The organism is Deltaproteobacteria bacterium, from assembly GCA_016180845.1.
In the GTDB taxonomy this organism is placed as follows: domain Bacteria; phylum UBA10199; class UBA10199; order JACPAL01; family JACPAL01; genus JACPAK01.
Genome location: JACPAK010000001.1, coordinates 435,605 through 461,819 on the forward strand (window position 1 = coordinate 435,605; position 26,215 = coordinate 461,819).

At 50.1% G+C, this 26,215-nt stretch carries 28 protein-coding genes and 1 tRNA gene; 14 read left to right on the top strand and 15 right to left on the bottom strand.

What is annotated here, in order from left to right; genetic code table 11:
- Window positions 1–8 precede the first annotated feature (8 nt).
- The 3 genes from rsmG to HYT76_02300 form a co-directional block, all read right to left on the bottom strand.
- The gene (gene rsmG / locus HYT76_02290) at window positions 9–647 is read right to left on the bottom strand and encodes a 16S rRNA (guanine(527)-N(7))-methyltransferase RsmG (protein MBI2082376.1); all 639 of its coding nucleotides are present in this window, start codon (window positions 645–647) and stop codon (window positions 9–11) included.
- Window positions 648–2,465 carry a tRNA uridine-5-carboxymethylaminomethyl(34) synthesis enzyme MnmG gene (mnmG, locus tag HYT76_02295; protein ID MBI2082377.1) on the bottom strand — a complete coding sequence of 606 codons (1,818 nt, stop codon included), beginning with the start codon at window positions 2,463–2,465 and terminating at the stop codon, window positions 648–650.
- Between the two features lie 64 nt (window positions 2,466–2,529).
- On the bottom strand, window positions 2,530–3,210 hold the full coding sequence (locus HYT76_02300) for a CPBP family intramembrane metalloprotease (GenBank protein ID MBI2082378.1): 681 nt from the start codon (window positions 3,208–3,210) through the stop codon (window positions 2,530–2,532).
- Window positions 3,211–3,300: 90 nt separating this feature from the next.
- On the opposite strand from HYT76_02300, the gene HYT76_02305 reads away from it, so the two are divergent.
- Entirely contained in the window at window positions 3,301–4,494 is a 1,194-nt protein-coding gene (locus HYT76_02305; GenBank protein ID MBI2082379.1) for an ATP-binding protein, read from the top strand.
- On the opposite strand, the gene HYT76_02310 is transcribed toward HYT76_02305, so the two are convergent.
- From HYT76_02310 to mnmE, 3 genes are read right to left on the bottom strand one after another with little or no spacing between them, the layout of a single operon-like run.
- Entirely contained in the window at window positions 4,396–5,220 is an 825-nt protein-coding gene (locus HYT76_02310) for a hypothetical protein (GenBank protein MBI2082380.1), read from the bottom strand. The two genes, HYT76_02305 and HYT76_02310, sit on opposite strands and share 99 nt — an antisense overlap.
- Complete coding sequence (locus HYT76_02315) at window positions 5,221–6,000, bottom strand: hypothetical protein (protein MBI2082381.1); 780 nt, start codon at window positions 5,998–6,000, stop codon at window positions 5,221–5,223.
- A 57-nt stretch (window positions 6,001–6,057) separates the two neighbouring features.
- A complete protein-coding gene (gene mnmE / locus HYT76_02320) occupies window positions 6,058–7,428 on the bottom strand; it encodes a tRNA uridine-5-carboxymethylaminomethyl(34) synthesis GTPase MnmE (GenBank protein ID MBI2082382.1) in 1,371 nt (456 codons plus the stop codon).
- 185 nt (window positions 7,429–7,613) lie between these two features.
- On the opposite strand from mnmE, the gene groES reads away from it, so the two are divergent.
- The 3 genes from groES to HYT76_02335 all read left to right on the top strand — a co-directional run bounded on the left by groES (window position 7,614) and on the right by HYT76_02335 (window position 11,447).
- On the top strand, window positions 7,614–7,925 hold the full coding sequence (gene groES, locus HYT76_02325) for a co-chaperone GroES (protein ID MBI2082383.1): 312 nt from the start codon (window positions 7,614–7,616) through the stop codon (window positions 7,923–7,925).
- A gap of 26 nt (window positions 7,926–7,951) precedes the next feature.
- Window positions 7,952–9,580 carry a chaperonin GroEL gene (gene groL / locus HYT76_02330; protein MBI2082384.1) on the top strand — a complete coding sequence of 543 codons (1,629 nt, stop codon included), beginning with the start codon at window positions 7,952–7,954 and terminating at the stop codon, window positions 9,578–9,580.
- Window positions 9,581–9,704: 124 nt separating this feature from the next.
- Complete coding sequence (locus HYT76_02335; protein MBI2082385.1) at window positions 9,705–11,447, top strand: hypothetical protein; 1,743 nt, start codon at window positions 9,705–9,707, stop codon at window positions 11,445–11,447.
- Here the strand turns inward: HYT76_02335 and HYT76_02340 are convergent, their stop codons facing one another.
- The 3 genes from HYT76_02340 to HYT76_02350 form a co-directional block, all read right to left on the bottom strand.
- On the bottom strand, window positions 11,448–11,777 hold the full coding sequence (locus tag HYT76_02340) for a hypothetical protein (protein MBI2082386.1): 330 nt from the start codon (window positions 11,775–11,777) through the stop codon (window positions 11,448–11,450).
- Window positions 11,778–11,779: 2 nt separating this feature from the next.
- Window positions 11,780–12,223, bottom strand: a complete 444-nt coding sequence (locus HYT76_02345; GenBank protein MBI2082387.1) for a hypothetical protein — start codon at window positions 12,221–12,223, stop codon at window positions 11,780–11,782.
- A gap of 187 nt (window positions 12,224–12,410) precedes the next feature.
- Entirely contained in the window at window positions 12,411–13,388 is a 978-nt protein-coding gene (locus tag HYT76_02350) for a radical SAM protein (protein MBI2082388.1), read from the bottom strand.
- A gap of 53 nt (window positions 13,389–13,441) precedes the next feature.
- Here HYT76_02350 and HYT76_02355 point away from each other — a divergent pair, with 53 nt between their 5' ends.
- Both HYT76_02355 and HYT76_02360 read left to right on the top strand, forming a co-directional pair.
- Window positions 13,442–13,765 (top strand): hypothetical protein, encoded by a 324-nt coding sequence (locus tag HYT76_02355; protein ID MBI2082389.1) that lies wholly within the window; start codon window positions 13,442–13,444, stop codon window positions 13,763–13,765.
- Window positions 13,756–14,775, top strand: a complete 1,020-nt coding sequence (locus tag HYT76_02360) for a dipeptidase (GenBank protein MBI2082390.1) — start codon at window positions 13,756–13,758, stop codon at window positions 14,773–14,775. The genes HYT76_02355 and HYT76_02360 overlap by 10 nt, the downstream gene beginning before the upstream one ends.
- On the opposite strand, the gene HYT76_02365 is transcribed toward HYT76_02360, so the two are convergent.
- The 4 genes from HYT76_02365 to aroF form a co-directional block, all read right to left on the bottom strand.
- Window positions 14,759–15,985, bottom strand: coding sequence for a thrombospondin type 3 repeat-containing protein (locus HYT76_02365; protein ID MBI2082391.1), 1,227 nt, complete (start codon window positions 15,983–15,985; stop codon window positions 14,759–14,761). The two genes, HYT76_02360 and HYT76_02365, sit on opposite strands and share 17 nt — an antisense overlap.
- The gene (locus HYT76_02370; GenBank protein MBI2082392.1) at window positions 15,985–16,878 is read right to left on the bottom strand and encodes a hypothetical protein; all 894 of its coding nucleotides are present in this window, start codon (window positions 16,876–16,878) and stop codon (window positions 15,985–15,987) included. Before HYT76_02370 ends, HYT76_02365 begins: the two co-directional genes overlap by 1 nt.
- On the bottom strand, window positions 16,875–18,338 hold the full coding sequence (locus HYT76_02375; GenBank protein MBI2082393.1) for a hypothetical protein: 1,464 nt from the start codon (window positions 18,336–18,338) through the stop codon (window positions 16,875–16,877). The genes HYT76_02370 and HYT76_02375 overlap by 4 nt, the downstream gene beginning before the upstream one ends.
- A gap of 98 nt (window positions 18,339–18,436) precedes the next feature.
- A complete protein-coding gene (gene aroF, locus HYT76_02380) occupies window positions 18,437–19,456 on the bottom strand; it encodes a 3-deoxy-7-phosphoheptulonate synthase (GenBank protein MBI2082394.1) in 1,020 nt (339 codons plus the stop codon).
- 85 nt (window positions 19,457–19,541) lie between these two features.
- Here aroF and HYT76_02385 point away from each other — a divergent pair, with 85 nt between their 5' ends.
- The 6 genes from HYT76_02385 (at window position 19,542) to secG (ending at window position 23,559) form a co-directional block, all read left to right on the top strand.
- Window positions 19,542–19,820: a DUF507 family protein gene (locus HYT76_02385; GenBank protein ID MBI2082395.1), complete on the top strand. Its 279-nt coding sequence runs from the start codon at window positions 19,542–19,544 to the stop codon at window positions 19,818–19,820.
- Entirely contained in the window at window positions 19,817–20,089 is a 273-nt protein-coding gene (locus HYT76_02390; GenBank protein MBI2082396.1) for a DUF507 family protein, read from the top strand. The genes HYT76_02385 and HYT76_02390 overlap by 4 nt, the downstream gene beginning before the upstream one ends.
- 49 nt (window positions 20,090–20,138) lie before the next feature.
- The gene (gene gap / locus HYT76_02395; protein MBI2082397.1) at window positions 20,139–21,155 is read left to right on the top strand and encodes a type I glyceraldehyde-3-phosphate dehydrogenase; all 1,017 of its coding nucleotides are present in this window, start codon (window positions 20,139–20,141) and stop codon (window positions 21,153–21,155) included.
- 1 nt (window position 21,156) lies between these two features.
- Window positions 21,157–22,338: a phosphoglycerate kinase gene (locus HYT76_02400; protein ID MBI2082398.1), complete on the top strand. Its 1,182-nt coding sequence runs from the start codon at window positions 21,157–21,159 to the stop codon at window positions 22,336–22,338.
- A 138-nt stretch (window positions 22,339–22,476) separates the two neighbouring features.
- Window positions 22,477–23,229 carry a triose-phosphate isomerase gene (locus HYT76_02405; protein MBI2082399.1) on the top strand — a complete coding sequence of 251 codons (753 nt, stop codon included), beginning with the start codon at window positions 22,477–22,479 and terminating at the stop codon, window positions 23,227–23,229.
- Window positions 23,230–23,238: 9 nt separating this feature from the next.
- Window positions 23,239–23,559, top strand: a complete 321-nt coding sequence (secG, locus tag HYT76_02410; GenBank protein ID MBI2082400.1) for a preprotein translocase subunit SecG — start codon at window positions 23,239–23,241, stop codon at window positions 23,557–23,559.
- Window positions 23,560–23,564: 5 nt separating this feature from the next.
- Here secG and HYT76_02415 read toward each other — a convergent pair.
- Window positions 23,565–23,645: transfer RNA gene (locus HYT76_02415), tRNA-Leu, on the bottom strand.
- A 99-nt stretch (window positions 23,646–23,744) separates the two neighbouring features.
- Between HYT76_02415 and HYT76_02420 the strand changes: the two genes are divergently transcribed.
- Window positions 23,745–24,026, top strand: coding sequence for a DUF1543 domain-containing protein (locus HYT76_02420; GenBank protein MBI2082401.1), 282 nt, complete (start codon window positions 23,745–23,747; stop codon window positions 24,024–24,026).
- A gap of 2 nt (window positions 24,027–24,028) precedes the next feature.
- Complete coding sequence (locus HYT76_02425; GenBank protein ID MBI2082402.1) at window positions 24,029–25,303, top strand: hypothetical protein; 1,275 nt, start codon at window positions 24,029–24,031, stop codon at window positions 25,301–25,303.
- On the opposite strand, the gene HYT76_02430 is transcribed toward HYT76_02425, so the two are convergent.
- Window positions 25,300–26,211, bottom strand: a complete 912-nt coding sequence (locus HYT76_02430; protein ID MBI2082403.1) for an RluA family pseudouridine synthase — start codon at window positions 26,209–26,211, stop codon at window positions 25,300–25,302. The genes HYT76_02425 and HYT76_02430 overlap by 4 nt on opposite strands.
- Between the last annotated feature and the right edge of the window lie 4 nt (window positions 26,212–26,215).

Genomic DNA, 26,215 nt, shown 5'->3' on the forward strand with positions numbered 1-26,215 from the left:
ATTTCCCCCTAATTGGTTTTTTTAATAATAATTAAAACCCGTCTCTTTTTTGAATAAGGAAGAAGATATCGGTATTCCTCAATTCGGAGCCCCTTTAACTCCAATTCTAGCAGCTCCTTCTCAACCTCAGGTCCCTTATACGAGATTATCTGCCCATTTTGGCTGAGGGATGGGCCTGATAGTTTTATGAGGCTATGAATATCCATTGTTCCACGTGAAACAATCGAATCAAATCGCCCCAAAATCGATCCCTCCTCGAGTCTCATGTTTTTGATGACTACATTTTTAAGATTGAGCTGGCGAACCACTTCTCTTAAAAAGTCTGACTTTTTCTTGATCGACTCACAGAGAACTATCTGCACTTCAGGTCGTGCAATAGCCAAGGGGATCCCTGGAAATCCAGCGCCACTCCCAATGTCGAGGAGGCTCTTTGATTTTTCTAAATAAGGAATTGCTGCTAGGGAATCGATGAAATGTTCTTCAACAACCCTCATTGGATCTGTGATGGTGGTGAGATTGATCTTGGAGTTCCATTTAACAAGGAGCTGCAGATAGATCCAAAATGGTTCAAATGGGTAGGATAAGGACCGGAGCCCATTTTCAAAATAAGACCGAAGCTCTTTTTTTAAATCGTTCGTGAAGATCAATTATTTATTAATGAAAATTGAGAGAATCTGAATCGCTGCTGGAGTGACTCCGTAGATCCTCCTTGCCTGACCGAGAGATCTTGGCTTCACACGAGACAGTTTCTCAACCACCTCTCGAGAAAGACCAGGGATTCCTTCGAATGCAAAATTGTCAGGGATCCTCACCGTCTCCAGTTTTTCGAATCGATTCATCTCCAGCTTTTCTCTGCTGAGATATCCATCATATTTAACTTGAATCTCGGCCTCTTCTAAAGACTCTTTTGAAAATGGACCGCCATTAAATCCATATAAGTCAATGATATTACTAATATTTATCTCTGGCCTCTTCAGGATATCCAAAAGTCTTTCGCCTGAATAACGCCTCTCGAGCAAGACCAGGATATCGGCAATTTCCCGAACCTTTTTTTGAAAACGTTCGTAGTCTCGATTGCTGACCAAACCTAAGGATCGACCGGTTTCCCGAAGTCTCAAGTCGGCATTGTCCTCCCGAAGGTGGAGTCGGTATTCGGCGCGAGAGGTGAACATACGATACGGTTCCTCGCGATCCTCGACGATGACCCCTTTGGTCACTAGATCATCGATCAAGAGACCGATGTAGGCATCGGTTCGACTTAAAATGAGCGGTCCCTTCCCTTGAAGTTTCAAGACAGCATTGACCCCTGCGATGAACCCCTGAGCCGCCGCCTCTTCATATCCGGTTGTCCCATTGATCTGACCCGCGTGATAAAGCCCTTCGATCCTCTTGGTTTCCAAGGTAGGGGAGAGTTCTGTCGGTGAGACATAGTCATACTCAATCGCATAACCTGGCTTACGAATCTCAACCTTTTCGAGTCCCTCAATAGACCGGAGCATCTCATGTTGAACCTCAAGTGGGAGAGAGGTGGAGAGACCGTTTGGGTACCACTCGAGTGTTTTCAATCCCTCCGGCTCCAAAAAAATCTGGTGCCTCGATTTTCCCGAGAACTTGACAATCTTGTCCTCGATCGAGGGACAATATCGTGGTCCTGTTGCTTGGATAGCCCCTCCATAAATAGCTGATTTTGATAAGTTTTTTTTGATAATTCCGTGGGTTGTTTCGTTCGTGTAGGTTAGGTAACAAGGGATCTGATTAAGCTCGGGCTTAATCCCGGAAAAAGAGAAGAGGGGAGGGGGATCATCTCCGTCTTGTCTCTCCAATTTCGAAAAATGAATCGTCCTTCCATCAAGACGTGGACAGGTCCCTGTCTTTAAGCGACGGACGGGAAATCCAAGATTTTTTAATTCTTCGCTGAGCCGCATCGAGGCAAAGTCACCGGCCCGACCTGCCGAATAATTTTTGAAACCGATATGAACGAGCCCCTTCAGAAAGGTCCCTGAACAGAGGATGACTGCCTTTGCGTGAAATACCTCACCGATATTTGTTTCGATCCCCTCGATCTTTTCATCGATGACCAAGATTCGATCGACCATCGCCTGCTTGATATCAAGGTAAGACTGATTTTCCAAAATCCCCCTCATCTTGATCTTGTACTCAAGCATATCCGACTGACAGCGGGTTCCCCGCACGGCGGGGCCTTTGCTCGCATTGAGCCGACGAAACTGGATGCCGGTCGCATCGGCCACCTTTCCCATCTCTCCACCGAGGGCGTCGATCTCACGGACAAGATGCCCCTTTCCGATCCCACCAATCGCGGGATTGCAACTCATCTGGGCGATGTTTTCGATGTTCGAGGTGAGGAGCAGCGTCTGGCACCCCATTCGTGAGGCCGCCAGCGCCGCCTCACAACCGGCATGTCCGCCGCCGATCACGATGATGTCGTAATACTTATGGGAAGACATAAGGCTTAGTTCTTACAATGAAGGGAATGGCGGGTTCAATAGCCTTTAATTATAAATCATCAGATCATCCCAAAAGATCATCCCAAAATAGTGCGTCCGAGGCAAAGACTGACAAATTGAGCAGAAAATGAGCTGACCAACTCCTAAGAACGGCAGTCCGTAAACTCCGCGGGCCTGAAAGAGAATTGGCCAGAAAGAGTCTGCCAAAAAGAAATCCAACTAACCCCTTTTGTGTCAATGAAACAACTGACTCCCAAGGGTTCGTAAGATGAAAGGCAGAGAAAAGGAGCGCCTGAACAATATTCAAGACCGGTGGCGCCCAGCTTCTCTTGATCAACCTTGTTCCCACCCCCAAAATTCCAAAACGAAAAGGTACCTCCTCTAGTAAAAAATTTATAAGGGCGATTCCAGCAACAAGCCCCACCCATGCTCCCACCATGCTTTCCCCATTAAAAGTATCTTTCAGGTCTTTATTTATTTCAGCAGCCTCGGATGCGGAATAAACAGAAACCTCATGGTCCCACCCTGCTTCATGAAGTGCTATAGCCGCTGGCAGGGTTAAATTCCCAAGCAAGACAGTCCTTAGAACCGTCGGCTCCTTGAGCCATTGTCCTGCGCGGGAGACCGCTCTTATAAATGAGGAGGGTGTAAAAGGAGGAACATTCAGGGCAGGCAAGGTCCCTGATAGAACAGGGGTATGACGACTCACAACTTGGGCAACTCTTCTAAGGGCTGGACCTAACATACAATAGGTTATCGGTTATTTTCTCAATGAGTTGTCTAGATTAAGCTGGTTGACAAACACTCCTATCGTTGAGTAAAATTGCTCAATATTATGAGTAAATTGTATAAACGTAGTATTATCAATATTTTAATAGCTCGCCTTGAAGAGCCACTCCGATTTATCCAGGTCCTTTCCGGCCCCCGGCAGGTGGGAAAAACAACGCTGGCAGAGCAGGCGCAAAAAGAACTTTCGATCCCATCTCATTACGCCTCGGCTGATCAGACCACCCTCCAGGGCCCCACTTGGATTGAAGAACAATGGGAAATGGGCCGCCTTAAAGTCAAGGCCTCGAAAGAGGCTGTTCTGTTTCTTGATGAGGTTCATAAAATTGATAACTGGTCCGAGGTGGTTAAACGTCTCTGGGACGAAGACCGCCACCAAAACATTTCTTTAAAAGTTGTCTTGCTCGGCTCTTCCCCTCTTTTGCTCCAGACAGGGCTGACTGAAAGCCTGGCCGGGCGTTTTGAAATTATTCCGGTCAAACATTGGTCTTATGTTGAAATGAAAGAGGCGTACGATTGGAGCTTGGAACAATATGTTTTTTTTGGGGGGTACCCTGGCGCCGCTGAACTCATTCATGACGAGGACCGATGGTCACATTATATTCTGAATTCCCTCATCGAGACAACCATCTCCAGAGACATTCTTCTCCTGAAACGAGTCGACAAACCGGCTTTGTTGCGACGCCTTTTTCAATTGGGATGCGACTATTCCTCGCAAATTCTCTCCTACCAAAAAATGTTGGGGCAGCTTCAAGAGGAAGGAAACACGACCACGCTGGCCCATTATTTAGATCTCATGGGAGGATGTGGTCTTGTGAGCGGACTTCCCAAGTTCAGTGGTTCCCGGCAACGTCAACGGGGATCGAGTCCTAAACTACAGGTCTGGAACAACGCCTTGATCTCAGCTCAATCACCACTTTTATTTGAAGAGGCCCAAAGGGATAAAGAGCGGTGGGGCAGGCTTGTCGAATCGGCCGTGGGGGGACATCTCCTGAATGAAGTTCGAGGAACAAAAACAGAACTTTTTTATTGGCGTGAAAAAAATCGGGAGGTCGATTTTGTTTTAAAGAAAGGGGCCAAAATCACGGCGATCGAAATCAAAAGCGGGCGCAAGAGAGAAAGTTTCCCCGGTATGGAAATGTTCTCAACATTGTTTCACCCTCAAAAGAAGATTGCCATCGGGACGGGGGGAATTCCCCTTGAGGATTTCTTCAGAAAACCGATCCGTGATTGGATTGAATGACGCTGCCTCGTTCAGAAAAACGGAGGCGGAGAAGAAGAGAAGGGCGAAGGCACCGAGTTTGAAAAAGCCGGAGCCCCAACTATTGAGACCCTCCAAAGGCCCTCGTAGGTGATCTGCGGCACGGACAGCGAGGTCGGCAATAATGCGAGGTCTGCGATGGATATGGCGAACATCCAAACCCTGTGGGGCCCGAGGGACTGAATAAACTCCATCGAATTCGACATGCTCAGCCCCCTCCCGTATCCGAGTCAGGACCTTCTGTGCCTTCTCAGTCACCTCAGCTCCCACTTTTTCCTCTCTGACAAGATTGGCCCCCCGTTTTCCCTCTGGAGTCACCATTGTCTCGGTACGAACACCCTCTATCTCCGTAGAACGAAGAATAAACCCGGAATTTGAGGGAGAAGCCCCTTCAGCAGCGGTGGGAAAGAAGGCAGCCCAACCCTGCTGATCATTAACCCGATGATCCATTCGTGTGTATTTAAAAAGGTAGATCCAGGGACCATCCTGAACCTGGACACAACGGGAATATCCATCGCTTACAGGTCGCTTCACACTCAGGATAGAAACGCCCCTATGTTCAAACGCAATAACATTGAGATTGGTTCGATGATCAACGTAACGAGCGGAATACTCATCGGCTGTCAAACCATTTCCATCGATTGATCGGTAGCCGAGTCTCTCCAGGGTTGCCAAGATCAGCGAGAGTCGAGGACTTAGGATCCCCACTCAGGCCTCAACTTTCTTAGAGGTGATCTGAGAACCAAGATAAATAGAAGTGGAGACAAAGAGGGCGATCATGCCAACCTTAAAAAAACTGGCGTCCCAATCCCGAAGCTCGATCCAGGGGCCTCGTAGAAAGTTGGCGGCCCGAATGGCCAATTCCGTCATCAGATGGGTAATCCCCTGAGTTGATCTCGCTGCCAGATTTCCGGGGGCACGAGGCACAGAATGTTCGAGGATCTCGGCGCTGGTCGGATGGATTTGCGCTGGTGGAAAAACCTTTCTTGTCTTGTTAACAACAGTACCCCTCAGCTCTCTTTGTGTGACAACAATGACTTCCGCCCTCCGGAATGAAAGATGATTTCGCGTGGTCGGATCGTCGGGATCAACAGGATGTAGGTAAACATCGGTTTGTTTCGGTAGGGTACCGCATTCTTGAGTTCTTTGAAAGGATGCAGAAGCGGTATGGGTTTCCCTCTCGGTCGCAAGATCAGCCCCCTGACGAACATATTTATAAACATCAACGGCATCGTCTCGAAGAGAAACATTAACAAGATTCATTCGGGCAGTCCCGCCTACCCATCGTGCCACTCGTAAAGAGGTTGTCTCTTTCTCGCGTTCGGCGAGGATGGTCAGTCCGTTCCCCGAGTCGTAATAAAGCGCTTTGTCGACTTTATCGTCTTGTTCCCGAGTTATTTTTGTCCAATCAATGGAATCAATGGGCCCAATACCCAGCTGCTGATAGGTATGAACGACAAGTGAGAGAAGGAGATCAACAGACCCCATTTGCTGCCTCCTGAAAAGCCTATCGAAGCGGAACTGTATGAGGTTGCCAGAAAAAAGCTACTTCCCGATACAAAATTTTGAAAAAATTTCCCCAAGAACCGCTTCCGACGTAATCTCTCCGGTGATTTCCGACAAGTGATTCGTCGCGATCCGAAGGTCTGAAACCAGGAATTCGTATGAAAGCCTCTTTTGGGCCGACTCATAAACCGCATGCAGCGCCTCAACCCCTTTTTCCAATGCCATCTTGTGACGCAGGCTTGTGAGTACGAGATCTGAACTCCTGTCTCCTTTTAGAAAATGGGCCCGGATCGACGACTTGAGCTCCTCGAGACCGATGCCCCCTTTTGCCGAAACGGGGAATAAATGATTCGATCGACTCCGATCGAGCAGATAGGTCGCCGGAAAAGCGGCTGGCAGATCAATCTTGTTATAGACACAAAAAAAGTTTCTTTCCTTTAGTGAGGCGAGAACCTCTTCATCTTCATCGTTCCAAGGGCGATTTGAATCAAAAACAGCGAGGATGAGGTCAGCCGCCTGGATCCGATCGATCGTTCGACGAATTCCTAAGGCCTCGATAGGTTCAGGATCGTGACGAATCCCAGCGGTATCCAGAAAGCGAACCGGCAACCCTTCCAGATCAATTGTCTCTTCAACAACATCTCGAGTGGTCCCAGGAGTTTCGTGGACAATCGCCCTTTCCTGCCGAACTAGCGAGTTTAGAAGAGACGATTTGCCGGCATTGGGACGTCCGACAATCGCCACACGAGCCCCGTCTCGATAGATCCGGCCCTCCTGATAGGTCTTGAGTAATGAGACGATCTCGTTTTCGACAGATGAAATCCGATCGCTGATCTCGTTGTATCGTAGTCCTTGGACATCCTCATCCTCTGGGAAATCGATCATCGCCTCCATCTGAGCCCTCAAGACTGTCAGGTTATTCTTAAGTTTTGAGATAAAGAGTGATAGCGACCCCGCAAGCTGCCTTTCCGCGAGCCTTGCCGCTTCACGGTTTGTTGCACTGATCAGATCCGCGACAGCCTCTGCCTGAGCAAGATCCACCTTTCCATTCTTGAAGGCGCGGAGGGTAAATTCACCCGGCTCGGCCAACCTCGCCCCAGAGGCCAAGAGATTCTCAAGGATCAATTCTAAAATTGCCCAGCTTCCATGGGCATGAATCTCGAGGGTATCCTCCCCGGTGTATGACGAGGGGTCCTTCATCCAGACGGCTAATACCTGATCGATCGTCTCACCATTGGAAATCGATCGGATCTCTCCAAGATAGAACCTCCTTGGCTCAAATTGATCAGGCCCTATTCCAAACCATGTTTTTTTCAAAATGGAGAGGGAATCAGGACCGGAAAGTCTGACGATCCCAATAGCACCGCTCCCTGAGGCTGTTGATATCGCCGCTATGGTTTCATTTTTCATATAGATATCAAATAGTTAACCATAAGATCACACAGGGGAATCACAATGTTACCCACACCCCTTTAAACATTGAGTCCCCCCCTTGACAAGTGGTGGGAAATGACTATATTCCCGCCGCCTTTGGCAAGAGGCAAAATTTAACGACTCAAAACTAATTTTATTTTTAAAAGGAGGTTCAGAAGACCATGGCTAATCAACAGAAGAAAACAACAAAGATCCGTCCGCTTCAGGACAGAATTCTTGTGAAGAGACTGAATGAAGAGGAAAAGACTGCAGGGGGGATCATTATCCCCGACACGGCGAAGGAAAAACCCCAAGAGGGGAAGGTCGTCGCGATTGGTAAAGGGAAGATCCTTGACGATGGAAAGGTTGTCCCTCTTGAGGTCAAGGTCGGTGAAAAGATCCTCTTCAGCAAATTTTCAGGGACCGAAGTGAAAATTGAAGGCGAAGAGCACCTCATTTTACGTGAAGAAGATGTTTTAGGGATTGTTGAATAACTTTTAAAAAAGTCCAAGGAGGATTTATGCCAGCAAAAGATATCATCTATGAGCAGAAGGCCCGTGAGTCGATCCTGAAAGGGGTCAACGCCCTTGCCAACGCGGTCAAGGTTACCTTGGGTCCCAAGGGACGCAATGTCATCCTTGAGAAGTCATTCGGTTCACCTACCATTACAAAAGATGGTGTGACCGTCGCGAAGGAGATCGAGCTCCAGGATAAATTTGAAAACATGGGTGCCCAGATGGTCAAAGAGGTCGCCTCTAAAACCTCTGACGTCGCAGGTGATGGGACCACCACCGCAACTGTCTTGGCCCAGGTGATTTACCGAGAGGGTGCCAAGATGGTGACTGCCGGACACAATCCAATGGCACTCAAGCGTGGTATTGAAAAGGCGGTTTCCACTGCTGTTGACGAATTAAAGAAGATTTCCAAACCAACGAAGGATCAAAAAGAGATTGCCCAAGTGGGTACGATCTCTGCCAACAACGATGAGACGATTGGGAAGATTATTGCCGAGGCGATGGATAAGGTCGGCAAAGAGGGTGTGATTACCGTCGAAGAGGCGAAGTCGATGGACACCACCCTGGAGGTTGTTGAGGGTATGCAGTTTGATCGTGGATACCTCTCGCCTTATTTCGTTACGGATGCCGAGAGGATGGAGGCGGTTCTTGAGGATCCTTATATTCTTATCAATGAGAAAAAGATCAGCTCCATGAAAGAGCTGCTTCCTCTCTTAGAGAATATTGCCCGCTCTGGAAGACCCCTATTGATTATTGCCGAGGATGTCGAAGGCGAGGCGCTTGCAACTCTCGTCGTCAACAAGTTGCGTGGGACCCTCCAATGCTGTGCCGTCAAGGCCCCTGGATTTGGAGATCGTCGCAAGGCGATGCTTGAGGATATTGCTATTCTCACTGGCGGTGCTGCGATTGCCGAGGAGTTGGGTCGCAAACTTGAAGATGTCCGACTCGAAGATCTCGGGCGTGCCAAGAGAGTGACGATCGACAAAGACAACACGACGATCGTCGATGGAGCCGGCAAGAAGGTAGCTATCGAAGGTCGCGTGAAGCAGCTTCGTGCCCAGGTTGAGGAGACGACCTCTGACTATGACAAGGAGAAGCTCCAGGAGAGACTCGCAAAGCTGGTCGGTGGCGTTGCGGTGATTAATGTCGGTGCTGCGACTGAAACTGAGATGAAGGAGAAGAAGGCCCGAGTTGAAGATGCCCTCCATGCAACGCGCGCTGCGGTCGAAGAGGGGATCGTTCCAGGTGGTGGCGTCGCCTTCATTCGTTGCATCCCAGCCCTTGAAAAGATCAAACCAAGTCAGGAGGAACAGTTTGGTGTTGATATCGTGAGAAGGGCCCTTGAGGAGCCTGCACGATGGATTGCTGCCAATGGTGGATATGAAGGTGCCGTCATTATTGAAGAGATCAAAAAAGGAACTGCCAGCTTCGGATTCAATGCAGAGGCTGGAAAGTTTGAGGATCTCGTGAAGGCCGGCATTATCGACCCGACAAAGGTCAGTCGATGCGCCCTTCAAAACGCTGCGAGTGTCGCCTCCCTTCTGTTGACCACAGAGGCGATGGTGGCTGAGCATCCTGAGGAAAAAGAAAGATCAGCTCCTCCGGCTATGCCTCCAGGCGCCGGGATGATGTAAATTAGCTGTTGTTGATGCTTGTTCAAAGCGCCCCCGTTTGGCGGGGGCGCTTTTTTCTTTTGTTTGACTCTCCACTGAAAAATACTAACATGCAGTCGCCTTGGGGATCAGAAAGAGAGCATCTTTGCGACGCACTGTTCCAATATTTATTATCCTCGTCGTAGCTCCGTTTACTGTCAGTGCCTTTGATTTCTCGGCACCTGGTTATTTTCGGAACCGTATTGTTGCCTATCATGATCTCGACACCCAACAACCCTCCAGCGTCGATCAAGGAGGTCTTGGGGGCAACGATCGATTTGGTTCGATGCTCTTTACCCAGCATCGCCTCAGGCTCGATCCAACCCTCAAGCTAAACGACAACATATCGATCCATAGTCAATTTGACATCCTCGATAATGTCATTGCTGGGACCGAGGAAACAAAACAGATCGACTTTCTCTCACCGATTGTCGGGACGATTCAACTCCCGGGGGCTGGCGGAACGATCGGGACGACGGGGGGTGAGGCGGGGGAAAATAAGGCGCTCAATGTCAGACGCGTTTATATGGATCTGCTGACGCCTGGGGGGAAGTTTCGAATCGGACGGCAGCCATCCCATTGGGGCTTAGGGATCTTTCAACATGGCGGAAATGGGCCGTATGACGATTTTGGGGATAGTGCCGATCGTCTCCTCTGGCTTGCGGGGATAGAGCAGGAAGGGTTTGGAATGATCTCTCTGGGTGCCTCGGCCGACGTTGCCTTTACGAAACAGACCGACCCCCGAATCAGTGGATTAGGCGGCACCTTAACAACTCCTCAGGAGGATATGCGGCAGTTTGCCGGAATCCTTATCTATGAATGGGATGAGGTATTTACACTCGGTACCTTTGCCGGTGTCCGTTATCGAAATGGACGTGAAGGTCAGACGACGACGACAGCACGGCCTATCCTCGTCGATGGGAATGGAGAACCGATTCTGGATGCGAATGACAACGCCCAACTGGGAGATCTCGCCCCGGCCGGTAAGGACGGAAATACACTGATTCGGTTTGGAGATATCTATTTGGCGGTAGGGAATGGTCCCTGGAAGCTTCAGGGCGAATTTGCCGTCATGACAGGTAAGCTCGCTACTGGTTTGGCGGTTGATGCGATTCCCTTTAATAATCTCCCAGCAAACGCGCGTGGGCCGATTGAAGTTCCTTCCTCCGGAAATGAAAACAGTCTCCTCGTTTACATGGGGGCTGCGGAATTAAAGGGGGATTATGGTTTTGGAGAATTTCTTTTCCAGGGAGGGTATGCCTCAGGGGACTCACAACCGATGTCGTCTCGGATAACCCAATTCGGGTTTAGACCCGATTATCAGATTGCGATGCTCCTCTTTCATGCGCCCCTTGGGACCTCTCCCAGAATTACACAGGCCAATGGGAATGGGGCTGGCAGCCGTACCTTAGTCGGTGCAGTACCGATCACGGGGAACTTCATCAATAACGCCTACTACGGCACCTTCGGTTACTGGCAGCACTTGAATCTCAAACCGATTGTGGCGAAGGCAGGTCCTGCCAAGGCAGGTTTCAAGCTCATCACCGCCTGGGCCCCCGCCAACAACTATGACATCGATTTTTCACAGATGATAGGAATTGCCGACCTTCCGCATGTCGTTCAATCCCAAAAGTGGTACGGCATTGAATTCGATGGCAATTTCGAAGGACGGTTCTTCGATCACTTTTTATGGGATGTCACAGGAGGCGTTCTCTTGCCGGGGCAGGCCTATGATGTCCAGGCGGATCTCTTGATCAATCCGTCAAACGCCGCCGGGATTCATGCGATTACCCCTGATCCGTCTAATTGGGTTTGGGGGGTTCGAACAAACTTAGTCGCTGAATTTTAACTATTTCTTTTTGGATTCGTTGGCGTTCCCTGAATAGGGATTGAACATCGTATAGAGATCCTGATGGGGACGGATGAACTTCTCTAATTCCCGACCTTGGAGATCTTTCTCATGGGCCTCACTCTGGGCCTTTTGAAGACCGTAAGTCGCTGCAAGGAACTTGAATCCGTCTGAAGAATGTGGTTTGTCGTCGAGATCGATCCAAAAAAGGGCATCTTCGATCAGATCGACCATGTAATCCTGTCGATCCTTTGGAAGGGAGAGAAATTTTGGGGAGTCAAAAAGGGCTTTTAACTTTGGCTGTTTTAAAATGAGTTCTTTGGCGGTCATTTTTACCCCCTTAGAGCCTGTTTGATCCCTTCTTCAACAGGGTTATAAAGAGCAACTCGCGCATCCCCAGCATTTAATCTCATTGTCTGAAAATCACCTTCGGACATCGCCCCCAAAGAACCACAGGCCTCTTGCCAACGGACAGGGGAACGATCAACCGCTGTCGTTCGGAAACGGGAGGCCCCGAGCACTGCCCCTGATCTTTCAGGACTTGCCTGGGTTAGTTTACGAAGACCGAGCGCCTCTTCCGCCTCACGGATGATACGATCCACATTCCCTACAGATGGATTGTCTTCTAATTGTCCAGCAAGTGAAGTAGCCTTTGTTGAGTTTTTTGGATGAAGTTGACCTAAAAGAACTTGGGCCTCTTGAACCTTTTCCCAATCGACCGCATATCTCTGTCCTGCTTGAGCCATTCTCTTAATCTCATTAATTCCATCTGGCATATCGGCCTCCTTAACGCCCTAATGAAGCAATTTCCCTGCCATCTCAACCACTTCGGTATAACTCAATAACCAATTGAAATTATTAACTTTTCCATAAGTCCCCTTCGACCCATTGAGATCGCCCTGGGGTTTTCCCCCCTCACAATGGGGCGTCCTTCCAGATCTCCATTCTTTCTTCACAATATTATTATCGTAATTTTTCCCTAATCGTTGTGAGGAGATATTTTCCCCTCCTTCGGACCTCATTGGCTGTGGCCTTCAGAATTGTCTTCTTCTCGATCCGATAATGCAGATAAAAAGGGACCACACAGCCACATCGATCACAATCGGCCTTTGGTCCCAGCATACATTTTGGTTTGATCTCCCCCTTTGTGGTCAACGAATGCCCCCTCTTTTCAAAGATGCAGTGATCCGTCACATTTTTTGAGTTTCCGGACTTCATCAGCTCCAAGACCCTCTCCGGCATATCGATAAAATCGCCATATTTTTCTCTTTTGAGCTGAATCAGACGATCGATGCAGGCATCCCGCTTCTCCCATCCGGGCCAAAGGTCATCCGACAAACCCTGAATCGGGGTATAAAAATCGAACATAAACCCCTTCAGATGGGGACGCCAGTCATCCAGGACCTCTTCAATCGTATCGATATTCAGGGAGGTAATGCACATTGTCCCCTTCACATTTAGATGGGACCGACTGCAGTTTTTCATCATTAAATCGTAGAGCCCCTTTTGTCGTCTCATCTTCTCATGCGCCTCACGGTTTCCATCAATCGAGACATGGAAATAGACATCAGGCCAATCAGGGAGCGGTGTCGTTCCATTCGTCACAATAAGATTGTGAAGAAAGTGTTTCTTGCACTGTTCAATGATCCCCTTTCGGAGTAAAGGCTCTCCCCCAACCCAGGTACAGCTATGCAAGAAACGGGACCTGTTTTTTAATTCCATGATCTTTTTTTCCCAACCTTCGACATCGAGGATCCCTTCCTGCTCTTGCTCGAAGAAATAACAATGCTCGCACCTCAAATTGCATTGGTCGGTTACGTCGATCGAGATAAAAGACCCTTTTGGAAAACCGTTGAGGAAAAAATAGATCTGGGGAATCAGATGATATCGAAAGAAAGGTTTAATCTCCTGATTGGCGCCGGCGTAAGCTTCCGTTGACATAGCTGTTCGAGGGAGATAGCTGATTTCATCCTGTCACGCAATAAGGAACTCCGATGTCTCAAATGACCCTGACCAACTACGAATCAGGAGATGTCTTGATCACCAACGGATCAGGAACCTCTATAAGGCTTGCCCGAGAGTTTGCAAACCGGCTTATCCTTTATGCCCGAATGCATGGAATTGATGATTTTTATCAGCATCTTCCCGAGCTGATCTCTCACCCAGAGCTGGTTCAATCAATCCGATCCCTCTTCGATCAGGCAAAGACCGCCTCCGAGCGTTGGAATCTAAAGGAAAAATTCGCCCGCCTTTCAACCCTCGCCAAATCCTATGTCTCGAAAAATCCTGGGGAGGTTATGGAGGTCGTTTGTCTCTGACACGGGAGCCCTCTCAGGAGGCGATTGAACTCCACCGATCCTCTCTCGTGATTGACCTCCATGCCGATACGACGATGCCGATGAAATGGGTCCGGTATCGGATCGAGAAGAGCCATACGCCAGGCCTCCCCGGGAAGTTCGGCTTCTTCCATTGCGACATCCCCCGTTTTCGGGAGGGGGGGTATAAGGGACAGTTTTTGGTGTTAGGAACCTTCCCCTATCCAGAAAAGGGCTGTTTCGAATCCTGTCTCCGTCAGGCGGCGCTGATCAAAAAAAGAATTGCGGAAAATTCTTCAGACCTCCAGTTGGCAACAACGGCTCAGGGGATCCTCGAGGCGAATCAAAAAGGGCGTATTGCGATACTCCTCGGTGTCGAAGGGGGGCACAATATTGAAGCGGATCTCCATAACGTTCAAAAATTCTTTGATCTGGGTGTGGGGTACATCGGTCTCGCCCACTTGACGAAGAATCGGATTTGCACCCCTTCTGGGGGTGTCGGAGCGGATGCCAAGACCCCTTTGACTCGTTTTGGTCATGAGGTCGTCAACGAAATGAACCGTATCGGCATGATGATCGATTTAGCCCATGTCGGACGTCAGTCCTTCTTGGACGCCGCGAAAATCTCCGACAAACCGGTGATTGTCAGTCATACCGGTATCTCTTCCGTGCGTCCCCTCTGGAGAAATATTGATGACGACCAGATCAGGGCAGTTGCCAAGACCAATGGTGTCATCGGGATTATCTTTGCCTGGCGTTATCTTTGTCGGGGACAAAGGGGGGGGATGAACGATCTCCTCCAGCATTTTGAGCATGTCAGAAAGCTTGTCGGGGCACGCCATCTGGCGTTGGGAAGTGACTTCGACGGGGCGATCGTCCCGGTTCATGGTCTCGAGGACGCCTCGAAACTTCCGATGCTGACTCAGATGTTTTTGGATTTCGGTTGGAAGGAAGAAGAGATTCGATCGGTTTTAGGTGAAAATCTGCTTCGCGTTCTTAAGGCTCACGAATGAGTTGGCATCCGCCGCGCCCACCTGCTGAGACTGGTCGAGACAACGACTGACCTGGCCCCCCTGGCAAGAGGTCACACTCGTCGCCCATCTTGTCATCATCACGATCGATTTGTTCCTCGTTAAAGAAATAAACACAATTGTCATTAGTGTCTTTTACCCCATCACCATCATAATCATCGTGGCAGGCGATACCACGATTTTCGCCGGCGGATATCTGCTGATCTGTGTTTGGGACAAGCGGACAATTGTCCATCCCGTCGAGAACACCATCGGAATCGAGATCGGGATCCAAAGGTCCCGCCCCGTTCTGAAAAGTAGGTCCCTCAATCTCTTGAAGGTCAGTCAGTCCATCATCGTCCGTGTCCTTTTTGTTGGGGTTTGTCCCGTAAAGATTCCGTTCGAGGTCGTCAGGGACACGATCCGCATCGAGATCATTCGGATTTTCGGAGGGCTGAAGGGGAGGAATCGGATTCTGATCACAGACATCCCCGCTCCCATCTCCATCGGTGTCAAGCTGATCGGCATTCGCTGTCACAGGACAGTTATCTGCCTTTCCACCCGCAGCAAGTCCGCAAATGACCTCACCTGTCGGACTGATATTCGTGCCATTCGATCCAAACTCGATCTGATCGCAGATCCCGTCATTGTCGTAATCAGGATCTGTCACGATAACAACTCGCTCCCTCTCCACCGGTGTCACCGGGGTTGTCACAACCTCCTGGATAATCTGACAGTTCTCAAAGCTGTTTGTTGGGGTTGCCCCATCGATCGCAGCATTGGCAGGGCAGGGGTCGGCCAGGTTATTGGGAGAATGGCAAAGAAAGAAGTCGGTCATTTCACCGCGGCAGACACCACCATTTCCGCGACAGACATTTCTTGTCCCATCACAATGCCCATCCCCATCGGTATCCGCAGAGGCGGGACTTGTCCCGAGCGATTGAATTTCTGACATATCGCCTACTCCATCACCATCCATGTCGATATCTTCGTAGTTAATCGTTCGATCGCCGTCGCTATCCTGATTACTGCAATTCAAATCGTAGAGGGAAAGGTAGGCAGCGGGACAACGATCAGCATCGGGACGTTCCACCGGCTCGCAAAGATCTTCCAGATAGTAACAGACAGCACCGATCCCGGAGTTGGGAGAGGCCGAAATCGCCCCACTCAGGAGTAAAAAAGTGGTGATTGTGAGAAACAGAATTTTCTTCATCACTTCTTTCTAAAAGAAATCAGGCTACAGCCGCCAGCCCCGCCCACGGAGACGTCTGCCTCCACATCCGAGCCGGCATAACCACCACCTGTATTTGAGGGAGCTGTCGGGCCCTGACTCTCTGAATTGGTTTGTCCACCTGTTGAGGTCTGATTCGATGAAGTAGAACCTGATCGATTGCAGACATCGGCTTGGTCTGCGTTAGCCGTAAAGGGGCAGTTATCGGCGGCCCCATTAAAGAGGCTGCAGACCTGATTCCCTGTCACTGGATCGAGGGAGACACCACTCTCATTTACCAAACTGGTCTGATCACAAATCCCGTCATTATCGAGATCGGGATCGACCACAATGACTACCGTCTCTCTCTCAACGGTTGTTTCGACGACTGTTTCCACCTGACGGATCAGCTGGCAGTCTGCATAGCTCTCAACTGCTGTCGTCCCATCGATCGCTGGGTTTGCCGGGCAGGGATCTTTGACACCATCGGGTGACTGACAGATCACAAAGTCGGTCATCTCCCCGCGACACGCTCCACCATTCCCGCGACAGACATTTCTGGTGCCATCACAATGCCCATCTCCATCGGTATCGGGGGTTGTGGGATTAGTTCCTAGAGTGGAAAATTCGCTTAAGTCCCCGAGGCCATCACCATCCATGTCGACATCTTCGTAGTTAATCGTTCGATCGCCATCGATATCCTCATCGGTGCAATCGTTGTCATAGATCGCAACGAGTTCATTGGGACATCGGGCTGGATCCGGACGCTCAATCGGCTCACATTGATCTTCGATGTAATAGCAGAGCGCCCCGATGCCAGAAGAAGGTGGGGCCCCGACAGTCAAGGGGATCCCGATCCCGATCATTCCAACGAATAAAATAATAATCTTCTTCATAATGATTCCTCATCTCCTCCTGGCAGAACAGCCGGTGCCCCGTTTGGGGAAAAACCATCGGCCCCGATCCCGGCAACTTCTGTCAGTTCTCCTGTCTCTATGTTGTAGGTATGGGCGCCCCGTCGATGGGTGATGAAGATATGTGTCCCATCCATGAAGGCGGTCCCTTCGATCCCACCTGGAGACGTTGGCTCTGTTGATTGAATTCTCGATTGAGAGAAGACAACCGCTCCGAGTGCAAACATCCGGGTCCCTCCCTCACCTTCTGAAGTGAAGAGACGTACTCTGTATTCCATATCCCCCAAACCGGCACCGGGATACATGAACGTCACCGCTCCCATCCCGAGCGCTTGGGAGTACGAGATATGAAGGGGAATGGCTGAGGTACACCCTTCAAGTCCTTCTTCGACTCCGGAGCAAAGCGCCACACCATCCCAAAGAATCCCCTCAGAGGCAGGCGTTTCATCCGTCTCTTCATAGTTAAATTTTTCGACTCCTCGAACAACTGGCGCGGTGAGGTCGTTAAGAGGACCCGAAGCGACAATGAGCATCCTATTATCTCCCACATCCACAGCCATCTTCGGGTGGTTTCCTGTTAAGGCAAGTTCTTCGCCTAATTCGGGGGCCACCTTCTCATCGAGACTCGGATTGATCACACAGGCCCGTCCTGTCCCATCAGCAGCCTCTGCAAAGGTGTAGATAAGGCCTCCTCCCTCCACAATCGCCGTTGGTCCCATACAGCCACGGTTATTTACCGGCAGATAAGCCGACACCATCCCATCTGCTAAATTGACCGCAACGACTTGGCCAAGTCTGTACCGTGTAAAATAGGCCCAAACTCCGTCAGTAAACATCTCCATCGCCGCATCACCAATGACACTCTCTCCGAGAACCAGTCTGCCTTCAACAATACTCTCCGGGGCCAGACCATCAGAGGGATCAGCATCCCCACGATTTTCCCAAGAGGCAACATATTCCCCATCTGCGTTTTTCTCAAAGCATCGAACATAGGCGTTGTAGGCAACATCCGCCCCACCGCTGGATGACAATTCGCAAACCCTTCCATCGCTGGTCGCTGAAGGACCATGTGCCTTAAAAACTGAATTGTAGCGAAATCCCGAACCAAAGAGACTTGGTGAACTATCACCCAAGAGGAAACGACGAGCCGAGGCCCCATCACGAGGCGTGGTACCCCTTAAAACATAAAAAACCTCGTCAGGAACAGCTGCAGAAGGAGCCCCCGCATCCGGATCAGGGGCAACGTTTGCTGGCCCCATATCCGGGGTAGCTGTTGTGACAACTGGCGGGGTTGTTCCCGAATCCCCCCCATCTCCACCAATCGCATCGGCCCCACCGTCTGAAGGGCTGCTATCACTACTCCTCCCCGCACAAGCGATAGCGATCCCGGCACCGACCAAGGTTAGAAAGTTTCTGACTAGTGTTGCTCGTGACATAGACATAATTTTTTCCCTCCTGTACTCACAGATTATGATCGGCATCGAAGGGAAAAAGTTGCTAATAGATGTTGATGTTAATGTTTTTCAGTCTTTTTAGGCTGTTAGAGCTCTCGACCAACCGCCTTGGCAATAGGGGCAAGACGGGTCATTAATTCCTTAAATCTCTTGAAGGTCAGGGACTGCCCTCCATCGGAGAGCGCCTCTTCTGGACGCGGGTGGACCTCGACCATGACCCCATCAGCACCTGCCGCAATACCGGCAAGCGCCATCGGGATCACATATGACCAGTTCCCTGTCCCATGGGAGGGATCAAGAATAATTGGCAGATGGGTCTGTGACTTCACGACCGGGATTGCGTTGATATCGAGGGTATTGCGTGTCGCTGTTTCAAAGGTTCGGATCCCGCGTTCGCAGAGCATGACGTTCGGATTGCCCCCTGTCAGGATGTATTCTGCTGAGAGGAGCCACTCCTTGATCGTTGCCGACATCCCTCTTTTTAAGAAAACCGGTTTCTGGCACTGGCCGAGTTCCTTCAAGAGGGGAAAATTTTGGACATTCCTCGCGCCGACCTGCAGGACATCGGCATACTGGGCCACGAGATCCACATCCTCAGGCCCCATCACCTCTGTAATGATAGGAAGCCCGGTCGCCTCACGCGCCTTCGCCAATAGTTTGAGCCCCTCCTCCTCCAAACCTTGAAAGTCATACGGCGATGTCCTTGGCTTGAACGCCCCCCCTCGCAGCATATGGGCCCCCGCCTGCTTGACCGCCTTTGCGGTCTCCAAAATCTGATTCTCGCTCTCGACAGAGCAGGGACCTGCCATGATACAAAGTTCGGTCCCACCAATCTTGACCGAATCCCCAACAGCAATCACCGTTGGTTTCTTGTGGGTTTCGAGGCTTGCCAGTTTGTAAGGCTTGCTGATCGGGACAATCGCCTCGACCCCCTCGAGGCTCTGGAGGTCGTAGAGATCCTGTTTTTTCTTCTCATGTCCGATACAGGCGATGACAAACCGATCCTCCCCATGGATTGGATGGGACTTAAACCCTAATTTTTTGACTCCCTGAATGACAGTGTCGATCTGCTTCTTGCTCGCCCCAACCTTCATGACAACAATCATATCGCCATCATTCGTTGGCGGGGCAAAAAGTCAAGCAATTCAATTTGATTGATCCGGTAGAGGGTTATCGAGTAGAACCCTCGCTATGCATCTGAAGAAAGAACAGATCACAAAACTTGCCCGAGCGGTCACGGCAGCACTTAAAAAATCAGGGTGTTCGCTGAAGGCTGATGAGGCTCGGATCTCGGAGAGGATTGAGTCGGTGATCCAGAAAAATATCGATGAGGAGATGATGATCGAACAAGAGGTCAAGAAGTTGATGGAAAAGTTCCGCGACCAGATGGCAAGCGGTTCTGTCGATCCGCAGCGGGCCTATCAGATGATCAAGAAACAGGTCGCTAAGGAGAGGAATTTTATTTTATGATTTCGGATGACCGACTCAATCATCTCGCGCATTTGATCCACAATCGACTCTATAACGATGACCTGGTTGATTATCCTGACGAAGACAAGGCCTTGAGGGAGATCAAACGGGTCTTGACCGACTATTTTCAGACAGAGGAGGAGGCCGATCGGGTCGCTCGGGAAAAGATCGCCTCCTTGAAAAGAAATATCGTTGTGGGGAGTCGCGAATGGGAAATCCTCTACAAAAAGTATTTTGAGGAAGAATTATCCAAGCATGGCAGGGGTTGACGTCTGATTTAGAGCCTATATACTCGGCCTTCTTTCTAGGGAATCATTTATGGCGATAAGGGTTGGAATTAACGGACTTGGGCGGATCGGCAAAGGAATCGTGAGTGCCTGGGTTGAGCGAAACTTCGAGGGGCTCGATATTGTCATGATCAATGACAAGACCGAGGCGGCCTCTTTTGCCCACCTCCTTAAGTATGACTCGGTTCATGGTCGCCTTCATGCCGATCTTCGAGCTGAGGGTGACAGTGTTGTGATCGGCGGTTCTAAAAAGATTGTCCTTTATTCCTCCTCCTCACCCGAGGAGATTCCGTGGGAGGCGCATGGGGTCAATGTCGTTCTGGAATGCACCGGGAAGTTCACGAGCAAGGCGATGGCCGAAAAACATCTCCGTGGAAGTGTGAGAAAGGTCATCATCTCCGCCCCTTCAAAAGATCCCGATATCACCCTTGTTATCGGAGTGAACGACAAGACCTATGACTCGAAGAAACACCATATTATTTCCAATGCCTCCTGTACGACGAATTGTCTCGCCCCAGTGGTCAAAATTCTAAGTGATCATTTTGGAATCGAGCGAGGCTTCATGACGACGGTCCACTCCTATACAAACGACCAGAAGATTCTGGATAAATATCACAAAGACCTCCGTCGGGCACGGGCTGGTGGTCTCTCCATGATCCCGACAACCACCGGAGCGGCAAAGGCGATTGGGCTTGTGGTGCCTGAGGTCGCAGGGAAACTCGATGGTCTCGCAGTTCGGGTCCCGACCGCCAATGTTTCCCTCATTGATCTTGTTGTGGAGCTTAAGAAATCAACGACAAAAGAGGAGGTCAATCATCTCTTCCAGAGGATGGCGGAAAAAGACTATCGAGGGATTCTGACGACTTCGCATGAACCGCTGGTATCGGTTGACTTCAATGGTTCCTGGGAATCAGCGATTGTCGACCTCCTGCTCACCAATGTCATCGACGAAAAATTTTTGAAGGTCCTGGCCTGGTATGACAACGAAACCGCCTTTTCACACCGGATGCTGGATATTGCCATCCTGATCGGCAAACACCTCAACTAAAATGATCCGCTATGTTGACAGCCTAAACCCTGCGGCACAACGCGTCTTCCTTCGTGTTGATTTCAATGTCCCCTACGATTCGGCAGGTCGTATCCTCGATGACAGTCGTATCCAGGAGGCTCTTCCAACAATTCGCTATCTCCTGGAAAAGAGGGCGCGGTTGATTCTCGCCTCTCATCTCGGAAGACCGAAGGGTCGAGACCCTGCCTTGAGCCTTCTTGCCATCGGTGAATATCTCACAGCCGCCTTGGGTCGGGAGGTTATCTTTCCGGAGTCTTCTGTCGGAGACGCGGTTCGTAAGCTCGTGCACGAACTGAAGGAGGGGGAGGTCATTCTCCTCGAAAACCTTCGTTTCCACCCTGAGGAGGAGGCCAACGATCCTCTCTTCTCTCAAAAACTGGCCTCATTGGCAGACATCTATGTGACTGATGCCTTCGGGACACTGCATCGTGCCCACGCCTCCACCGCAGGGATGGTGATTCATTTTAAGGAAAAAAGCGCTGGCTTTCTGATCCGAAAAGAATTGGAGACTCTCGGGAAACTCCTCTCAAATCCAAAAAGACCTTTTTATGCGATTCTCGGTGGCGCCAAGGTTTCAGACAAGATCGGTGTTATTGAAAATCTCTTGAGTCGCGTCGATGGGCTTCTCCTCGGTGGGGCACTTTCTTATACCTTTCTCGCTGCCTTGGGTCATGATGTAGGTCAGTCCAAGGTGGAAAAGGATAAGATCTATCTCGCCCAAAAGGTGCTGAGGCGCGCTACGGAAAGAGGGGTCAAGATTCATCTCCCTGTCGATCATCGGGTTGTCTTCCAGCTTGATCGCGAGAAGCCGTCACCTGTTGAAGTGGTGTCTCAGATCCGTAACGATGCCATGGGGGTCGATATCGGTCCCGAAGCAGTGGCAGCCTATCGAAAGATTTTGCAAAATGCCGAAACAATTTTCTGGAATGGCCCGATGGGGATCTTTGAAATCCCGCCTTACGCTGAGGGGACTTTTGAGATCGCTCGGGCGATCGCGAAGCCAGGAATCACCTCTGTCGTCGGAGGAGGAGAGAGTGTCACCGCCTGCAAACAGGCTGGCGTTGCCCCCCAAATCACGCATCTCTCGACGGGTGGTGGTGCTACACTGGAATACTTGGAGGGGAAGGAATTGCCGGGATTGAAGGCGTTGGAAGCAACTTAAGGAATCAGATGGGGTTCGAACAAGGGGAGAGCGGTATCTCCCCTTGTTTCAAGCGAGGATCCCCGCTGTTCCCAAAGCGGGGTCCGAGCGAATTGACGGGAAGGAATTGCCGGGATTGAAGGCGTTGGAGATTTTATAATGCAAACCCTTGCTGTTGCTAATTGGAAGATGAACGGGACGATTGAGGAAAGTCTCAAACTCGTTACTGAGTTAAAGAACAAAATCGAGGACTTCAGCCTTGTGGAAATCGCCGTCGCCCCTCCCTTTACGGCGTTGTATTCCGTGCAGGTCGTTCTTCAAGACACTCCGTTTAAATTAGCCGCCCAAAATATGCATTGGGAGTCAGAGGGGGCCTATACAGGCGAGATTTCACCTGCGTTTCTGAAAGATGTGGGGTGTGCCTATGTGATTATCGGTCACTCCGAAAGGCGTCGTTACTTCGGTGAAACAGACGAGACGGTTAATCGAAAGATTCAAGAAGCGATTGCGTCGGAACTGATCCCGATCTTTTGTATTGGCGAGACGGCGGAGGAACGACGTTCTGGGAAAATGGAGATGGTCCTGGAACGACAAATCAAAAAGGGACTTCGGGAGCTCCACATGCCAGATCTGAAGGATCTCGTCATTGCCTATGAACCGGTTTGGGCGATCGGGACAGGGGAAACAGCGACGACAGCCCAAATCGAGCAAGCTCATCAGTTCGTTCGGGATTTGTTGGCAAAAGGGTACGATGCCCCGACAGCGAATGGTGTCCGCCTCCTCTACGGAGGAAGTGTCACGCCGGAGAATTCAAAGACTATTTTCCAGGTAAAAAATGTCGATGGGGTCCTCGTAGGGAGTGCTTCCCTTTCAGCCGAAAAATTTGTAAAGATTGTCCGTTCAAAAGAATAAGGAGACTTCATGCAAACAATTCTTTCCATCTTGCACTACTTCCTCTGTTTTTTTCTTATTGGGACCATTCTGCTTCAGGCAGGAAAAGGGGCCGATATCGGTGCTGCCTTTGGTGCGGGGGGATCGCAAACCGTTTTTGGTCCTCGCGGTGCCGCAACTTTTTTGAGCAAGATCACAACCGCTATTGCGATCCTTTTCTTGCTGACCTCAATAGGCCTCTCAAAACTTTCACGACAGGGCTCTGACCGAAGTGTGTTGGAGAAGGTGCCGATTCAGCAGGGAACAACTCCCCAGGAAACTCCCCCAATCGAATCTGAGCAAAAGAAATAGATTTGTGCCGGGAGGGGGACTCGAACCCCCACGGGTTTCCCCATACGCCCCTTAAACGTACGTGTCTGCCATTCCACCATCCCGGCAAATAAACCTGCCCTCCCTTAAATCATTGAGGTCGTTAAGGCAAGCAGGTTCATCATCCACTTGCCATTTGAGGAGCCGTTCTATAAGAAAGAGTTCCGATGAAGCTCTTCCTCATTCACTGCGGATTTTATGATCAGGGTCTTGCCGAGGCCTCACCGAATATCTTCGAGGGGCATCACAATTTTTATGTAATTGCCACCGATCGTCACGAGGCAAAACAAAAGGCAAAAGAAAAAACTCTCTTCAAGGAAAAAAAGATGCATATCGACGGGATCCACGAGATCGATCAGGTCGATGGCTACAGGATCATTTTAGAAAAGGTCGCCTCATCGGGTCACGAAATCAAGGTGACTGATTATGACGAAGTGCAGACGATCTAGTCGTGTCTCTCCAGAAAATCCCTCTCTACTGGGAAGAGATCCTTAAACGGTACGTAAAAAAAACTTTTTACGCCGACACGCGCAAAAAAAGCTTTGCCGACCGTGAGGGATTTACCGAGGGGGACTACCGCTTCTTTGCCAGAGGGGTCCGACGTCTCAACGAATTCTTCACGACTGAGCGCGGTGAGCTCCCAAGAAATTATTTTAATCAAAAGGACCTCCGATCGGGCTACCTGCTTTATTTTCTTCCGGTGAACGCGTTGAAGGTTGCGGCGTTGCTAAAAATCCCCCCTTGCCCCCCTTTGTCAAAGGGGGGTGGGGGGGATTTAACCATCCTCGACATCGGCAGTGGCCCGGGAACCGGGATGTTTGGGGTGATGTTGTGGTTAGAAAATTGGTTGAAGAATTTAGGGGCGTATCGCCATACGCCCCTACAGATTCGTTGGATCCTCATTGACCAAAATCGTGAGGCGTTGAGAGACGCCCAAAATCTCCATGAAGAAATCCTCAATCATTTGAAAAGAACAGGATTGCCAATCGAATCTCATCTCGAGATAAAGGTTGGTGACATCACCCATTTTTCAAAATCACTCGGTTCCGTACAGGCAGACCTTATCCTCTCTTTGAATGCCTTGAGTGAGATCCCAAAACCGAGACGGTTGTCGCTCGTGGAAAACCTCCTGGGGCGGCATCTTAAATCAGAGGGGAAACTTCTCATCATGGAACCGGCTTTGAGACTCACAACCCGTGATCTTATGGAACTTCATGATGAAATCCTCCATCGAAAAAGTGGATTCGTCTATGCCCCTTGCCTCCATCAGTCATCTTGTCCCATGCTGAAGGTCAATGATCGAGATTGGTGCCACACCTATATTGAATGGGAACGACCCGAATGGATCCAGAGGCTCGATCACCTCGTCGGTATTCGAAAGGATTATTTGAAGTGCTCGTACCTGCTGTTGGGCAAGGAGGATACGAGCGAGCGTCGGATTCACTCCGCGCGAGCGAGTCAGGACGGGGGGTTCGGGGGGGAAGTCCGCGAAGCGGCCCCCCGAAATAATACCTGGCGTGTCGTCTCAGGTCATCTCAACTCAAATGGAAAGTCTGAACTCCTTCTTTGTGGGCCCGGAGGTCTTCCCGATCTTCTGCGCACGACACGACTGGATCGCGATCGCAGCGAGGCAAATCAGGTATTTGATCAGACGCAAAGGGGAGAGATCATTGAAATGGATCGGACCACGAGGATCGGCAAAGAGACAGTGATTAAAAAAATCTAAACATGAAGCCTCAAGTGGTCGACCAATCTCTTCATATCCCTGGGCGGTTTCGAATTAAACTCTAACTTCTCGCCATTCATCGGATGATGAAAACTCAAGTAACAGGCATGGAGTGCTTGGCGGGGGAAGGGGACTGCTGAGTTCCCATAAACACGATCACCCAAAACCGGATGACCGATCTCGGCGAGATGAACCCGGATCTGATGCGTGCGACCTGTGTTGAGATTGATTTCTAAAAGAGAGGCGTTCGGATATCGCTCAAGAAGACGCCAGTGGGTGACTGCGTATTGACCTGAGGCGCGTGTCGAGCCCTGAACCTTCTGCCCCCCTTTTAAAAGGGGATTTTTTTTCAGAAACCCTTCGATCTTCCCTGATTCCTTATCCACCGCACCGGAAACAACAGCCAGATACCGTCGACCGATGGTATGACGCCGAAATTGTTGGGTAAGACGATTTGCCTCCCGCTTTTTTGTATAAACCATGAGCCCTGAGGTATCCCGATCGAGTCGGTGGACAAGACCCAGATAGTGTCCTTTCAAATGGGGAGAGCGTCTTTTGAAATAGGCATTGATAATCTCAACAAGTGTCGGTTTTGTTGCGAGGGGGGAAGGCTCACACAGGATGCCGGGGGCCTTATCCACCACCAAAATATCGGGATCTTCATAAACAACCTTGAGGAAATGTTCGCTGGCAGCGGGATTTCTCTCCCATGGAGTTTCCTGAATCTCAATGGAGGTCTCAGGGGTTATCGCCCAGGAGGCGATGACGACCTTGCGACCATTGATATAGACCCTCCCCTGATCCAGCAGTGACTTGACCTTCTTGCGCGAAAGACCGGTCTTTTTCTGGAGATACCGATCCAGTCTTTCCCCCTTCTCCTTATTTGTAACCTTGAATATTTTTGGCATCTCT